Origin of the sequence: Pseudoalteromonas sp. SG45-1 (genome assembly GCF_014164135.1) — a bacterium.
GTDB classification, from domain to species: Bacteria; Pseudomonadota; Gammaproteobacteria; order Enterobacterales; family Alteromonadaceae; genus Pseudoalteromonas; species Pseudoalteromonas distincta.
This window is the reverse complement of sequence record NZ_JACJEP010000001.1, coordinates 18,954-33,846: the sequence shown is the minus strand read 5'-3', so window position 1 is coordinate 33,846 and position 14,893 is coordinate 18,954. Positions and strand designations below refer to the sequence as shown.

The 14,893-nt window shown below is 38.5% G+C and carries 18 protein-coding genes; 5 read left to right on the top strand and 13 right to left on the bottom strand.

From position 1 onward, the window contains the following. Positions 1–3 precede the first annotated feature (3 nt). Genes tsaD through H5117_RS00160 form a run of 3 tightly spaced genes read right to left on the bottom strand, consistent with a single transcriptional unit; the run spans position 4 to position 1,992 of the window. The gene (gene tsaD, locus H5117_RS00170) at positions 4–1,017 is read right to left on the bottom strand and encodes a tRNA (adenosine(37)-N6)-threonylcarbamoyltransferase complex transferase subunit TsaD (protein ID WP_165744224.1); all 1,014 of its coding nucleotides are present in this window, start codon (positions 1,015–1,017) and stop codon (positions 4–6) included. A gap of 38 nt (positions 1,018–1,055) precedes the next feature. Next, the gene (locus H5117_RS00165) at positions 1,056–1,646 is read right to left on the bottom strand and encodes a YjaG family protein (RefSeq protein ID WP_002961040.1); all 591 of its coding nucleotides are present in this window, start codon (positions 1,644–1,646) and stop codon (positions 1,056–1,058) included. After that, positions 1,639–1,992, bottom strand: coding sequence for a DUF2007 domain-containing protein (locus H5117_RS00160; RefSeq protein ID WP_182735915.1), 354 nt, complete (start codon positions 1,990–1,992; stop codon positions 1,639–1,641). Before H5117_RS00160 ends, H5117_RS00165 begins: the two co-directional genes overlap by 8 nt. 75 nt (positions 1,993–2,067) lie before the next feature. Between H5117_RS00160 and H5117_RS00155 the strand changes: the two genes are divergently transcribed. The 3 genes from H5117_RS00155 (at position 2,068) to H5117_RS00145 (ending at position 4,465) form a co-directional block, all read left to right on the top strand. Further along, the gene (locus H5117_RS00155) at positions 2,068–2,490 is read left to right on the top strand and encodes a DUF2721 domain-containing protein (RefSeq protein ID WP_002961042.1); all 423 of its coding nucleotides are present in this window, start codon (positions 2,068–2,070) and stop codon (positions 2,488–2,490) included. Between the two features lie 378 nt (positions 2,491–2,868). Then, positions 2,869–3,753, top strand: coding sequence for a LysR family transcriptional regulator (locus tag H5117_RS00150; RefSeq protein ID WP_002961044.1), 885 nt, complete (start codon positions 2,869–2,871; stop codon positions 3,751–3,753). A 91-nt stretch (positions 3,754–3,844) separates the two neighbouring features. After that, positions 3,845–4,465 (top strand): 2OG-Fe(II) oxygenase, encoded by a 621-nt coding sequence (locus H5117_RS00145; RefSeq protein ID WP_182735914.1) that lies wholly within the window; start codon positions 3,845–3,847, stop codon positions 4,463–4,465. A gap of 38 nt (positions 4,466–4,503) precedes the next feature. Here H5117_RS00145 and ubiA read toward each other — a convergent pair whose 3' ends face one another. Further along, positions 4,504–5,382: a 4-hydroxybenzoate octaprenyltransferase gene (gene ubiA / locus H5117_RS00140; RefSeq protein WP_039489667.1), complete on the bottom strand. Its 879-nt coding sequence runs from the start codon at positions 5,380–5,382 to the stop codon at positions 4,504–4,506. Then, positions 5,379–5,918, bottom strand: coding sequence for a chorismate lyase (locus H5117_RS00135; RefSeq protein ID WP_002961048.1), 540 nt, complete (start codon positions 5,916–5,918; stop codon positions 5,379–5,381). Before H5117_RS00135 ends, ubiA begins: the two co-directional genes overlap by 4 nt. Positions 5,919–6,072: 154 nt before the next feature. Between H5117_RS00135 and H5117_RS00130 the strand changes: the two genes are divergently transcribed. Continuing rightward, entirely contained in the window at positions 6,073–6,471 is a 399-nt protein-coding gene (locus H5117_RS00130) for a flagellar basal body-associated protein FliL (RefSeq protein WP_002961049.1), read from the top strand. Between the two features lie 3 nt (positions 6,472–6,474). Here H5117_RS00130 and glpG read toward each other — a convergent pair whose 3' ends face one another. From glpG to H5117_RS00100, 6 genes are all read right to left on the bottom strand, one after another. Beyond that, positions 6,475–7,293 carry a rhomboid family intramembrane serine protease GlpG gene (gene glpG, locus H5117_RS00125; RefSeq protein ID WP_182735913.1) on the bottom strand — a complete coding sequence of 273 codons (819 nt, stop codon included), beginning with the start codon at positions 7,291–7,293 and terminating at the stop codon, positions 6,475–6,477. Further along, positions 7,290–7,607 carry a thiosulfate sulfurtransferase GlpE gene (gene glpE, locus H5117_RS00120; protein WP_182735912.1) on the bottom strand — a complete coding sequence of 106 codons (318 nt, stop codon included), beginning with the start codon at positions 7,605–7,607 and terminating at the stop codon, positions 7,290–7,292. The genes glpG and glpE overlap by 4 nt, the downstream gene beginning before the upstream one ends. Positions 7,608–7,675: 68 nt before the next feature. Further along, positions 7,676–8,701, bottom strand: coding sequence for an L-threonine 3-dehydrogenase (tdh, locus tag H5117_RS00115; RefSeq protein WP_024595694.1), 1,026 nt, complete (start codon positions 8,699–8,701; stop codon positions 7,676–7,678). A 50-nt stretch (positions 8,702–8,751) separates the two neighbouring features. Beyond that, on the bottom strand, positions 8,752–9,945 hold the full coding sequence (locus H5117_RS00110) for a glycine C-acetyltransferase (protein ID WP_002961055.1): 1,194 nt from the start codon (positions 9,943–9,945) through the stop codon (positions 8,752–8,754). Between the two features lie 159 nt (positions 9,946–10,104). Then, a complete protein-coding gene (gene gmhB, locus H5117_RS00105) occupies positions 10,105–10,668 on the bottom strand; it encodes a D-glycero-beta-D-manno-heptose 1,7-bisphosphate 7-phosphatase (protein WP_182735911.1) in 564 nt (187 codons plus the stop codon). Further along, positions 10,668–11,726, bottom strand: coding sequence for a glycosyltransferase family 9 protein (locus H5117_RS00100; protein ID WP_182682154.1), 1,059 nt, complete (start codon positions 11,724–11,726; stop codon positions 10,668–10,670). Before H5117_RS00100 ends, gmhB begins: the two co-directional genes overlap by 1 nt. A 122-nt stretch (positions 11,727–11,848) precedes the next feature. Between H5117_RS00100 and H5117_RS00095 the strand changes: the two genes are divergently transcribed. Further along, positions 11,849–12,577 carry a 3-deoxy-D-manno-octulosonic acid kinase gene (locus H5117_RS00095; RefSeq protein WP_182735910.1) on the top strand — a complete coding sequence of 243 codons (729 nt, stop codon included), beginning with the start codon at positions 11,849–11,851 and terminating at the stop codon, positions 12,575–12,577. 1 nt (position 12,578) lies between these two features. On the opposite strand, the gene H5117_RS00090 is transcribed toward H5117_RS00095, so the two are convergent. Both H5117_RS00090 and H5117_RS00085 read right to left on the bottom strand, forming a co-directional pair. After that, complete coding sequence (locus tag H5117_RS00090; protein WP_182735909.1) at positions 12,579–13,664, bottom strand: glycosyltransferase; 1,086 nt, start codon at positions 13,662–13,664, stop codon at positions 12,579–12,581. Further along, positions 13,661–14,734, bottom strand: coding sequence for a glycosyltransferase (locus tag H5117_RS00085; protein ID WP_182735908.1), 1,074 nt, complete (start codon positions 14,732–14,734; stop codon positions 13,661–13,663). The genes H5117_RS00090 and H5117_RS00085 overlap by 4 nt, the downstream gene beginning before the upstream one ends. Between the last annotated feature and the right edge of the window lie 159 nt (positions 14,735–14,893).

The window sequence follows — 14,893 nt, the reverse complement described above, 5'->3', positions numbered from 1 at the left end:
TCATTAAATCGGCTCAAGGCTATCTATAGGCCAACGAGGTTTTGTTTTCATATCAAGCGTGGCAAATTGCCCTGCTTTTAAGCGTTGCATTCCAGCATAAGCAATCATTGCACCATTGTCGGTACAAAATTCAGTACGCGGATAAAACACTTCGCCTTTCATACCTTTCATTACGCGTTCGAGCTGCAGTCGAAGCTGTGTATTCGCACTCACACCACCGGCGATGACCAAACGCTTAATACCTGTTTGTTTAAGCGCACGCTTGCACTTAATAACGAGGGTATCAATAACCGCAGTTTGAAATGCATGCGCTATATCAGCTTTGGTTTGATCATCGTCGTCATTTTCACGAATCGTGATTGATGCCGCTGTTTTTAAACCACTAAAACTAAAATCAAGACCTGGCTTGTCGGTCATAGGGCGAGGAAATACAAAGCGCTTTGCTACGCCTTGTTCGGCCATTTTAGCTAAGCGTGGGCCACCGGGGTAATCAAGACCAAGTAACTTAGCCGTTTTATCAAAGGCCTCGCCTGCGGCATCATCAACTGACTCACCTAGTACTTCGTATTGTCCAATACCCGCTACTTTAACCATCATGGTATGACCGCCCGATACAAGCAATGCAATAAACGGAAACTCAGGGGTATTTTCCTCAAGCATCGGAGCAAGTAAATGCCCTTCCATGTGATGTACTGCTACCGCAGGTATATCCCAACCGTATGCTAATGAACGACCAATAGACGTACCTACCAATAATGCACCAACTAGACCTGGGCCTGCAGTATAAGCAATACCGTCTAAATCTTCAGGGCCACAACCTGCTTGTGCAAATGCTGCATCTATAAGTGGTAATGTTTTACGAACATGATCGCGCGATGCAAGTTCCGGCACTACACCGCCGTAATCAGCGTGTACTTTTACTTGGCTGTATAATTGATGAGCTAACAAGCCTTTTTCGTCATCATATATTGCAATACCCGTTTCATCACATGACGATTCAATGCCTAAAATTCGCACTGTACTTCTCCTGCCTTTTAAATTCTACTTTGCTTCTTTTATAACGTAAGACCAATATTTGTTTGGCCATCTTCAAGGGCAAACTTTTTTAGTGCTTTTACGCTATCAGAGGTAATACGCCCCATATTTTCTACAAAATCAATTAGCTCACCTAATACTTCAATTTCGTACTGCATTAATGGGTGCTCTCTCACTGCTGTGTTATCAGCAATCTCACCTTCAACCGTCATTTGATATTCAATAAAGCGAGCCACTGTTGCTTGAGATATTTTGCTCACACTAATGAACTCTTGCTCATCTTGCGCCACTAAACCGTGCATTAAGCTAAGTAAAGACGTTGCAGCATCAATAGCAGGATAAGTACCAAACATATCAAAATCAGCAAGTTCAGGAACATTTGGCTCTATTTTTTCAACTTGTTTTTCGAGATCTATTTTACTTTTAGGCAGTAAGATTTTTTCCCAACAAACATTAAGCGAATTACGTAATAAGGTTTCATCACCAAACCCCGTTGCTTCGCTAAATAAACCGTAATTTGGCAGCATTCGCTCTATTAAAGCACTTGCTAAGACGGCCTTTTGTAAATAGTTAAGCTCTCTAATACGCTGAAAATTATTTGCTTTAGTCATTCTTTAACGTCTCACACGACCAACAAAAATCAAATGTTGATCCATTATGCTCATTACAATTAGGGCATACCCAATCTGGAGCGGATTGTTTTACTTGTTGATAGTTTACCAATATTTGCCGCGCATGGCGCTCTTTTATCGCATAAACCTGCACTCTAACTTGCGCCTGATCATATGGAATTTCTCCAAGCGCCCCTTGGAGCATCTCGCCTTTAATTTTACACTCTATTCCAGCAGTTTGTATTAAGCCTTTTACGATATTCGCTTCCAAGGTATTTTCAGCTTTATAAATTGTAACCCATTGAAAAGAGCTATCTGTTGAATTGTTATTATTAATATTTTGCAATATTCACCTCATTTATTTTGTGTTAACAATATCCTGCGCTAAATTATTAGCATGCTGTACTTTTAAGGAATAAACATGACACTAACAACCCCAGGCTTACTTTTTCCGGCCATATCGCTGCTATTACTCGCCTATACAAACCGATTTTTAGTTTTAGCGCAATTAATTAGGGAGCTAAATGCGCGTGAAGGTGAATCTATTCGGCCTGTTGTAGTGGCTCAAATCACTAACTTACGTAAACGTATTAAGCTAATTAGAACGATGCAAGTGTACGGGGTAGCCTCTTTTCTACTGTGTACACTATCAATGTTTGCATTATTTATTGAGTTTAATGCCACAGGAATTATTTTATTTGGCATTAGCTTAGCTTGCTTAAGTTTATCGTTATTAACGTCTTTATTTGAAATACATATTTCCTGTGATGCAATCGAGATAGAACTGCAAAGCATTGAAAATAAACCACTAAGTAGCCGAATAAATAGAAATTTTGTAAAATAGTTTATTATAAATAAAACACTCTATTATTTGTCACAATCATGTTGTATGAACGCCCCTTTTTGGGGCGTACTTTTTTATTAATTAGAACAATTTAATCCAAATATACTAACTAACTTACTGACTACAAATAAGTTTACTTAGCTAGCCCATTGCAAAAACATAGATAAAATACAATAAAAAACTAGTTATGAATTTTAAAAAGTAATACTATTTGGTCGCTTTTCTCTTTAATTAATACTAAAAGGGGGGTATCCTGCTGGAAACACGTATGAACTTGCAACCGTATTTCAATATAGAATTTTACTAAACTTTAGAATAAAAATTAATATATTTGATGTCCGTGGTATCTGCGACTTACTTATAAAAAGGGACTATAAAGTGAGATTTGAACAATTAGAGCAATTTGTAGCACTTGGTATATTACGTCATTTTAGACAAGCTGCTGAACAAACCCAAATTAGTACTTCAGCGCTAACGCGCAGCATTCAAACACTTGAAGATGAAATGGGATATGAGTTAGTAAAACGCTCAACACGCTCTGTTAAATTAACGCCAGAAGGCGAGCTTTTTCTAGAATATGCTAAAACGACCCTATCGGAACTTGAGCTAACGAAAAAGCGGATTTTTCAATCAGTAAACGGTAATGCCAATGAAAAGCTCGTTATTGGGTATACCAATAAGGCAAGCAGCATAGTCCCTATTTCTTGTGGACAGTTTTTAGCTCAATACCCTCATATAAAAATTGAGATGCAGCTACAAGATCAGCAAGAGCTAACGCGCAAACTCCAACAAGGTGAAATAGACATTAGCGTATACTCTCAAGCTATTAATAGTATTGGCAGTGACATTCACTTACCTGATCAGCTTGTGTTATTTGTTTCAAAAAACCACCCTCTTGCCCATAAAAACGATATAAGTAAACAAAACCTTGATAGCTACCCGATGTTTGGCTGTTTCTCTGAGTCTAAACAAGTACAAACTATGCTTAATGAAGCAATTGATTCTTTAAATAAATCATCAAGTATTAAAGTGGGCAGTATTGAGCAAGTAATGGCAGGTGTAGTTAAATCAGATCATTTTGCTATTGCAAGCATTGAACATGCTAATGCAATCGCAGAGAATTCTGAATTAGTACAACTTAAAACAAATAAAGGTTTAAACCACGAACAACTCGTTGTACAAACAAGCCAACAGACGTCGATTACTGAACATGTAGAGCATTTACTATCGCTTATAAAAAAAGCGGGTGCTGCATTTAGCTAATCTGATGTTTCAAAAAGTGCGGCACAATAAACAGTAGCTTTTAACAGCTTTTCGGCTACACTGTCGCACCTTTTTTAAACAGCTGATGTGAATGAACACACTTTTTGGTCCTGATGTCTATTTAGATGATATAGAACGCCAAGGATATACCGTAATTCATAACGCGCTTATTGCCGATTTAGTTAACGATTTAGTTGCAGACTGCCACCGTATAAACCCTCACTTTAGCCTTGCTGGTATTGGTCGATTAAATGACTTACAAATAGATAAAGCCGTACGTACTGATAAAACCTATTGGTTTGACGGCAGCTCTCAAGCACAGCTTACCTATCAAGCAATAATGCAAAGTATAAAGACCACGTTAAATCGCAGTTTTTTTATGGGGTTATTTGATTACGAATGCCATTATGCAAAATATACACAGGGTGATTTTTACAAAAAGCACTTAGATGCATTTAAAGGTCGCTCTAATCGAGTATTTACAACGGTACTTTATTTAAATACGCCTAAGCAAGGTGGCGAACTTGTTATTTATAAACTTAAAAGTAAAGAGATAGAAATAACAATTAAACCAACTGCTGGCACATTAGTAATGTTTGAAAGCGAACGCTTTGCCCACGAAGTACTTCCCGCCGTTGACGATCGCTATTCTATTGCAGGCTGGTTTAGGAAAAACGCCTCTATTAGCGGCATTATTGATCCCCCCCGATAACTCCTAATAGAGCATTTTAACAGCCTTTATTGAGGCTTTTAAAATGCTATTGGGTATGAAAGTAATAACCCTATAAAGATAGCCAAACCCACGTAATGATTATTTAAAAACGCTTTAAAACAGGCATCTCTTTCACGTTTATGAATAAGCGTTTGTTGGTATGCCAATAGGCCCACAGCAATACTTAAACCAACGCCAAATGCGACACTTAAATGATTGCTTATACCAATAAAAGCAACCAACGCTATAAATACAGCATTAAGTAAAAAGATAATATGGCGGTCGTATTTACCAAATAAAATAGCGGTTGATTTTACTCCTATTTTTAAATCGTCGTCCCTATCAACCATCGCATACATGGTGTCGTAAGCCACTGTCCAGCAAATATTGGCTATAAATAATAACCATGCCTGCTGTGGTAGTGCATTAATTGAAGCCATATACGCCATAGGAATAGCCCAACCAAATGCAGCCCCTAAAACAACTTGAGGTAACTGTGTATAGCGCTTCATAAAGGGGTAACAAAAGGCTAAAGCCAAAGCACCAAAAGAAAGCAAAATAGTATTGACGCTAAGCATTAATACTAAAATGAACGCAATAACTATGAGTAGTAAAAATAGACTAAGTGCTTCACCACTACTCACCTGTCCTGAAGCTAGCGGCCGTTGAGCTGTGCGTTTTACCGAGCCGTCTATTTTTCTATCTGCAAAATCATTAATTACACACCCTGCGCTACGCATAACAACAACGCCCAGCGTAAATACAATAAAGTTGAGTAAGCTCGGCATCCCACTATTAGCAAGCCATAAAGCCCAGTATGTTGGCCAAAGTAATAACAAGGTACCAATGGGCTTATCTATACGCATTAACTGTATATAATAAGGAATATGTTTTGGCTTTAAAGCGGCTAATTTCATGAGTATAAATATGCTCCAGGTAAAAACACTTCACACACTAAAAACTTATATTCTTTGAGTGAGAATACACTTCGACGCCCTAGTAAGTTTTTCTCGGGTAAGTTCAATTTTGTAACTAATTGCTGAATAGGGTGCGTGTCATCAAAATAAGCAATTTCTATATCCGTTCTTTTTAATGCTGGGTCTTGAAAAATCACATCACCTAAAGGACGCTCGCCCATATTGTGCAAAGGATTAATAGAATCATTTTTAGGAAGCCAGCTTTGTGCGTACACCACAGGTTTGTTATCGCACAGTAAGAGAACTTCTCTATTAATAGCTGTTTTAGCTGTGCTGTTTAGTAGTAAGTTTTGCTCTGGGCTTAAAGTAAATAACTGCTCACTTAACACCTTTACATTAAAAGTTTTTGAGTTACTTTTTAATTTAGCCGTTAATGAATTCTGTTCAAAAAGCCACTCTTGCTCTAGAGGAGATAAGTCACTTATATAAGAAGTGGACTGCCAATTAGCAGATATAGACAGAGGATAAGTAATCACAATAGCTCAACAAAATAAAAAACAACGAGATGATACCATTGCCAAAGCTTTTGAAAAAGTGATGTTTTATAACCATAAATAATTGCTTGGCGCTGTTTATTACCTACTATTAAGTATAAACTATTTGTAACAAGTTTTAAGAAACGCTTTAAATATGAAAAAAATAGTATACGCAGGTCTTTTTACGTTCTTTGTAAGCGTTATAAGCTTTACAGCTCGTGCTGAATCCACAGTTGGTTATTTTGGTTTTGAGCCAGATATAATCACCAACTACATTGGCGCATCAAGTAAAAAAATGGGCTATGTGCGTGTAACTATTGATTTAATGCTTACTGATACTTCTGATATTGCAGTGGTTGAACACCACACGCCATTACTTCGTGATGCCCTAGTAGAGATTTTATCTAAAGAACCAGAAGAAAAAATAAAATCACTTACTGGCCGTGAAGAAATACGTGCAAAGTGCGCCGAAAAACTAAAAAGCCTGCTAAAAGAAGAAACAGGACAAGAGATCATCCGTGAAGTCTTGTTCACTAAATATTTATATCATTAGTATTTAACGTTTTGCGTTAAATATTTTGGCGGTATAGGCAAAAGCCATACCGCTAACTAACCCACCTAAGTGCGCCCAATTAGCCATACCTACAAACAATACATCAGCAAACCCAAGTACTAACCAAATCAACATAAAGCCAACAATAGCCGTACTAACTAGGGCAGGCTTGTTAGGATTTAAAAAGCTATGAATCCAACAAAAACCGAGCAATCCATACACCACGCCGCTTAGCCCACCAAAATTGGGGCCAACCATTAAGTATTGTGCCCAATTACTTATAAGTGCAGTTACTAAAAACAAACCTATTAAGCTTAGTTTTCCGCATTGTTTTTCTATATTGTCACCAAGCGACATCCACCAAATTAAGTTAAACACTATATGCATCGCACTAAAGTGAACAAATGCGGGAGTTAACCAACTTAAAGGCTGCGTAGGTTTAAACTGCATCATAGTGTAAATGGTCTCAAAACCACCTAGTAAGAAAGCAAAATAAATTATAACGCTTACAATACTTACGGTTTGATTTAACCAGCTGAGCGCTTTAAAACGGGCTATTAGATTAAGTGATTGCCCTTGATATTTAAGCGGCGATTGTGTGCTACCTACATCCCATGAAGCTTGTTGATAGCGTTCATGGTTAGGGTTTTGTGTAAATTCGGCCCATAAAGGTTGTATTTGATGAAAATGCTCAGGTGCAACACTAATAATGACATTGCTACCATCTGAGGAGCTTAATTGTCCTTGTAAACCTTGGCTTTTTAAATAATCTATAAAGCCCTGTGCGGCGCGCGGGTTATTTAAACTGCCAAGCTCTATCATCGCTCTACTTTCTCGCTGTAAGCAGCTTCCCAAGCTGTAAAGCCGCCATCCATACTGTAAACGTCTTCAAAACCTTGCTCAACTAAGTAGCTAGCTGCGCCTTGTGAACTCATACCGTGGTAGCAGACAATAATAATTGGCTGATCGAATTCTTTTTCCATCATAAATTGTGCGATATTACCGTTAGAAAGTGCTTCTGAGCCTGGAATGCGACCGACTTGATACGAATTAGGATCGCGAATATCTGCAATTACCACGTCTTCTTTATCTAAAAGCTCTAACGTTTGCGCTATAGAAATATGTTTAAATGCCATTGAAGTCTCTTTAATTAATAGTATAAAAAAGGCGGCTAAAGCCGCCCTTCTTGTAATTTAGTGATGAACTAATCCCAGTTTAAAATTACTTTACCTGACTGACCTGAAATCATCATATCAAAGCCAGCTTGGAAGTCATCCACAGAATATTGATGTGTAATGATTGGGTTTAAATCTAGGCCAGATTGAATCAAACTTGCCATTTTGTACCACGTTTCGAACATTTCGCGACCGTAAATACCTTTAATCACTAAACCTTTAAAAATAACTTGGTTCCAGTCAACTGCCATATCAGATGGTGGAATACCCAGCATGGCAATTTTACCGCCGTGGTTCATATTATTAAGCATTGAATTAAACGCGCTTGGCACACCTGACATTTCAAGGCCAATATCAAAACCCTCTGTCATACCTAGCTCTTTCATTACATCTTCAAGCTTTTCATTGGCAACGTTTACAGCGCGTGAAGCTCCCATTTTACGTGCTAAATCTAGGCGGTATTCGTTTACGTCGGTAATTACAACGTGGCGAGCACCAACATGTTTTGCAACAGCTGCTGCCATAATACCAATTGGGCCTGCACCAGTGATAAGTACATCTTCGCCAACTAAGTCAAACGATAGTGCGGTATGAACTGCGTTACCAAATGGGTCGAAAATAGAAGCGAGTTCGTCAGAAATATTATCTGGAATTTTAAATGCGTTAAATGCAGGAATAACTAAATATTCGGCAAATGCACCTTCACGGTTTACACCTACACCCGTTGTATTACGGCATAAATGTACACGCCCTGCACGACAATTTCGACAATGCCCACACGTAATATGCCCTTCACCAGATACGCGGTCGCCAACCTGAAAGCCACGAACTTCTTGGCCCATATCAACGACTTCACCAACATATTCATGGCCAACAACCATAGGCGTTGGAATGGTTTTACTTGCCCATTCGTCCCACTTGTAAATATGTACGTCGGTACCACAAATAGCTGTTTTGCGAATCTTAATCAGTAAGTCGTTATGACCTACTTCTGGCTTTGGTGCATCTGTCATCCAAATGCCCGGTTCTGCTTTTAATTTTGATAATGCTTTCATAATCCACACTCAATTAAAAAACCGAAGCGAGGCTTCGGTTTAAAATAAAATTAAATAACGCCCATTTCTTTACCAATACGGGTAAATGCATCGATAGCTGTATCGAGTTGCTCAATACTATGTGCCGCTGAAATTTGTGTACGAATACGCGCTTGCCCTTTTGGTACTACAGGGAATGAAAAACCGGTTACGTAAATGCCTTCAGCAAGTAATTTATCAGCCATTAACGAGGCTACTTTGGCATCTCCTAGCATTACGGGGATAATTGCATGATCTTTACCTGCACACGTAAAACCAGCAGCTTCCATTTGCTCACGGAAATATTTAGCATTTGACCAAAGTTTAGCGCGAAGCTCGCCGCCATTTTCAAGCATTTCAAGTACTTTAATTGATGCAGTAACAATTGAAGGCGCTAATGAGTTTGAGAACAAGTATGGGCGTGAACGCTGACGTAACCATTCAACAATTTCTTTTTTACCTGATGTATAACCACCTGAAGCACCGCCCAGCGCTTTACCTAATGTACCGGTGATAATATCTACACGGTCTAATACATTACAGTACTCAGGTGTACCCTTACCGTTTTCGCCAACAAAGCCAACTGCGTGAGAGTCATCTACCATTACAAGCGCATCATATTTATCGGCTAAGTCGCACACAGCTTCTAAATTACAAATAACGCCGTCCATAGAAAACACGCCATCGGTAGCAATTAGTTTAGTTTTAGCACCGGCTTCGTCTGCTGCAATAAGTTGCTTCTCAAGATCAGCCATGTCGTTATTTGCATAACGAAAACGTTTAGCTTTACATAAACGTACACCGTCAATAATTGATGCATGATTTAATGAATCAGAAATAATAGCGTCTTCTGCGCCTAAAATAGTTTCGAACAAACCTGTATTTGCGTCAAAACATGAAGAATATAAAATAGTATCTTCTGTTTCTAAAAACGCACTGATTTTTTGCTCTAGTGTTTTATGGATATCTTGCGTGCCACAAATAAAACGTACTGAAGCCACACCAAAACCATGATTATTTAAACCATTTTGCGCCGCTTCAATTAACTCTGGGCTATTAGCTAAACCTAAGTAGTTATTAGCACAAAAGTTGATTACTTTACCTGATGCAACTTCGATTTGAGCTTGCTGCTGGGACTTAATAATACGTTCGTTTTTATACAAACCTTCGGTTTTTACGTCTTCAATTTGCTGTTGTAACTGGCTAAAAAAAGCAGATGCTCTCATCTAGGTTCTCCATCTATTTGAACGGGTAAACAACCGCACTTTCACGGCTGTTTATTATGCGGGGTATTGTAAAAGTTTAATGGGTAAAATGCACGGTTTGCAGTTCGTCGCAAACCCCCTAAGTTGGAAGGAATTCCTGCCAGTTTACAGGCTGTTTATTTATGTGTTTAAAAGTGCAGGTAAACTACTTATAGAATCGATAATTAAATCAGCTTCTTGCTTAGCGCTTTCGTCAAAGCTTTGCCCTGAACGCACTAAAACACGGGTAGTGATCCCTGCTTTTTTCGCAGCCTGCATATCACTGAGTTTATCGCCCACCATAATACTGCAAGCAGGGTCGATATTATGCTCTTGTATGCCTTGTAATAACATACCTGGCGCAGGCTTTCTGCAACTGCACTCTTTCAAATATTCAGGGCCCGCTTTTTTAGGGTGATGCGGGCAAAAATACACATCGGTAACTGCAATGCTTTGGGCACTAAACTGGTCTTTCATCCACTCGGTCAGTGCTAAAAAATCAGCTTCGGTGTAATAACCTCGACCAATTCCAGATTGATTAGTGACGATTATGATTTTATAGCCTGCATCATAAAATGTTTTACAAGTACTAAAAACACCGTCAATAAATTCAAATTTATCGCTTTGATACACATAACCATGATCAACATTTACCACGCCATCTCGGTCTAAAAAAAGCGCTTTATTTTTTTGTTGTGCATTCATTACAAAGACTCTTTTTGTACAACATGGTCAAACATCGCTTTTACATCATCAACTGTAATTTGGCTCATTAAATCATCGCCTTTTACGCGTGTCCCCCACGAGACTTGCTCAGCCGTTTTACCTGTTTGCTTAAACAAGTTTTGATGATAAACCTCTACCACGTAGTCTTGATATAAATAAGGACCTGTGCGTGCTGGATTTGAATGTGCATATAAACCAATAACCGGCGTACCAACTGTTACTGCCATATGCGCAGGACCCGTATCGGGCGCAAGCACTAAGCTGCCACGCTTTAAAACGCACAACAACTCTTTGAGTTTTGTTTTACCTACTAAATTTAAAATAGGCGTGTTGCTGTGCTCAATAACGCTATTTGCTAGGTTAATTTCAAGCTCTGTTGGGCCACCCGTCAATACCACCTTAAAGCCTTGCTCGCTTGCATAATCAGCCAATGTGGCATAACGATCAGCGAGCCAATTACGCTGCGCTTTACTAGCTGCGGGCGATATTACTAATAGTTTATTAGTTAGGTATTCTGATGTTAATAACTCATCTGCAACCGCTTGGTCTTGCTCGGTGTATGGCATGTCCCAACTCGGTTTATAATCAGAAACACCAATGGCTTTTGCAAAACCTTTAAAGCCTTCAAGCACATGCGCCTGGGCTTGTGGGTCTATTCGTTTATTAATAAATAAGCTGTGCAATTCTTTTGAACGTGCCCAATCGAACCCTACTTTTACTTTTGCAGGAATACAACGCGCTACAAACCCAGCCCTTAATGCAACTTGCATATTAAGAAGCACATCAAATTTTTGGTTATTGAAGCGTTGCTTTAAGCTTTTAAGCGCTGCTTTGCCTTGCTTTTTATCAAATACCACCAGCTCAACACCCGGTAAGTCAGCAAGTAACATGGCTTCTATTTTGCCAATTACCCAGGTGATTTTTGCATTCGGGTGTGCCTTTTGAATAGCTTGTACTGCACTCACAGCATGACATACGTCACCAATGGCTGAGAGTCTTAATATACAAATAGATGAATAATTAGGAGCTTGAGTCACACATTCCCTTAGGTATTAAATACAAAAGCCGATCTTAAATTATAATCACGCTATTGCAAGCACTTATCCTGCGCTTTAAAACGCGCTAATATAGACTCATTATTTAGCAATTACACAGAGCTATGTTTAAACAACACGTGCAAGGCAATCACACGCTATTAAGCCACCCTAAATACACAAGCCAAATTACCCTCGATTGGTTTGATGCAAATTATTGGCAACAACAAAATAAAATTGTGGGCGCTAAAAAAGGTCGAGCAACTGCGTGGTTTTTTAAGCAAGACGAATTAACAGCCGTACTTAGGCATTATTGGCGCGGTGGCTTAGTGGGTAAATTGCTAAGCGATCAATATTTATACCCAGGACTTGAACAAACCCGCGTATTTAAAGAGTTTAGCTTAATGAGTAAGCTTATAGAGCTTGGTTTAAACGTACCAACCCCTGTTGCAGCTAAAGTAACCCACAGCGGATTAATTTACCGTGGTGATATCATTACCGAGGCTGTTAAAGGCGCTAAAAGTGTACTCGATATATTAATTGAACGCTCATTGACTGAAGATGAGTTGGAGCGCATTGCTAAAACAATCGCGCTATTTCATTCAAAAGGTGTGTATCACGCCGATTTAAACATTAATAACATATTGTTTAATGATACTGGTGATGTGTATATTATCGACTTTGATAGAGGTGAAATAAGAGCGCCGAACCCACAGTGGCAACAAAGTAATATGGCACGCCTTGAGCGCTCATTTTTAAAAGAGCAAGGTCGAAATGATGTATTTAATTGGCAAGTGAATGACTGGCAAACTCTGCACAGCAACTACCTCAAAACACTCGCTAATATAAGTTAACTTAGTTAGCCAATGCTAAATACTGCAGAGCAACCTGCTCTGCCTGTACTTGTTTTAGAATATCTGCGTTTTCTATATTTGGCTTATCTGCTAGCACCTGCTTAACGGCATTGGCTAATGCCTCACTTTGTTGAACGGGTACTAAATATTTACTCAGCTCGCCTGTTAATATCTCGCTTGGTCCAAATGTACAATTAGTGCTAACTACCGGAGTACCCACCGCTAAAGCCTCAATTAATACCGTTGGCAGCCCTTCAAAATCAGAGCTCAAAACTAAAGCTTTGGCATGCTGAATCCAGTTGTACGGGTTTTGTTGAAATCCAGGCACTACTAACTGTTTATCTATGCCATATTGCTGTGCAAGCTTTAACACTTTTGCAGGTTTATTACATAAAAGGACTAACTTGTATTTTTTATCAAGCTTTGCAAATGCTGCAAATAATATATCGTGGCGTTTTTGTTTGGCGAGCCTTCCTACATGAATTAAGTAAGGCTCAATTGGGATGTCGTTATTTTTCTCATTTGCTTGTTGGTTTATTTTTTCAAAATCGAACGGGTTATAAATAGTCGCGATTGCACTTGGGTTAATTAAATCCCCTTGTGTTATTTCTTTTTCAACACCCTTTGATACGCAAATAAGTGATTTACCATTTAAGTTTTGCTTACTTTTTTTAAGGTATAAATATGAAAATGGACCTAACTTTTTTTGACGGGCAAGTTCTGCATTGACGGAGTTATGAATAACAAAGTGAACATTTTTGATATTACTAAGCGCGAGCAAGTTATTACTTCTATCAAGGTTAGAAAGCACTAGGTCAATATTGCCAATCTCGCTTTGTTTTTTTTCAAACCACGCTTCTAATCGCAAAATACTATTTTTTCGCTGCCAGAATCTATCTACTTTAGATGCTCTATCAGGAAAAAGGCTATCAACTTTAACTATATCAGGAATGTCATACTCAGCGTTGCTCGCAAGAGATAATATAGTGACATTGTGCTGTAGTTTCGCCATTTTTTCAGCCAAAGTAAGCATTACTTTTTCAGCACCACCACCTACTAGTGAATCAATTACAATCACTATATTCATAAGCGATCTCCTACAAGCATATTTTTTATGCCAGTAGTGATCACGTCGAAGCTATGTGTGCTATCGAGTTGCTTATATTTACCAATAAATTCACTATAAAAAGGCTCGGTAATAACTTGAGCTATTTTCGTTGTAATTTCATCAATATCAAGATTTGCTTTTATTACAACACCTGCATTAACGCAATGATCCAAACGTGTATTTTGATCTTTTGAGATAGCACATGCCACAACAGGGGTTTGAACTGCAATTGCTTGCAATAAAGTATCTCCACCACTAAGTAATGCGACTTTAGCTTGGCTCATTAATGCCAAAAATTCGGTTCCTTGCAGGCTTGATAAACAAGTAACCTCATCACTTTTAGGAATTGCTTTATTATAATTTGCACCAAACACAACAACTGCTTTTAACCCAGTATGCTTAGTAATTTTAAGCGCGGCTTTAAAGTAAACCTCAGCACAATTAAGATTATTTAATATATGCCCGCCAGAACCCGCATTAACAATAAAATAGCCATCAGATACTAAGTTATAGCGATTTAAAACATCACGTTTTTGCTCACAAGAAGCAAATGGAACAAAAGGGCCTACATTACGAGGGGGTGCCAAGGGAAACATGTCTAACTTCGCACTTTCAGCCCATGTAAGTGGCTCAATACAATAATCAGGCTGTACAACCCAATGTGTATCAATTAAATTAATCCTGTTTAGCTTCAATCCCTTAGCGCGTTTTTTTGCATGCTGAGAAATAAATATAACTTTAGCGCCTACTTTTTTAGCCGCTTTCATATGCCCTGCACGTCCTGCACAATCAAAAACAACGACGTCAGGTTTAAATTGCTCTATAAAGTCGCAAACAGAATCAAGCTCTTTAGTCGCTGAGTGTTCAAGCAATGTGGCTTCAAAAGGACACTTTTTTGCGTAGCTTGTATGCTTGTTTAGTATGAAGTGAATATCGAGAGAATCAGTAAGTTCTGCCTTTAAACTTTGAGCCACCAACAACGAGCGCATATATTCACCAATGCCTTCTGGTGATGATACGGGAATAAATAAAAGTCGTTTGTTGCTCATTACATTCTCAATTTCCTATTTGAACTCCAGTATACCAATCAGATACTTATTACGATAGCTAGGTTACATTTTAATATATTAAATTAGCTCTATAAATTTGATTATTTACTGCAATAACAAGCTTAGGTTGATAAACTTAGCCGCAATCTAAATCACAAG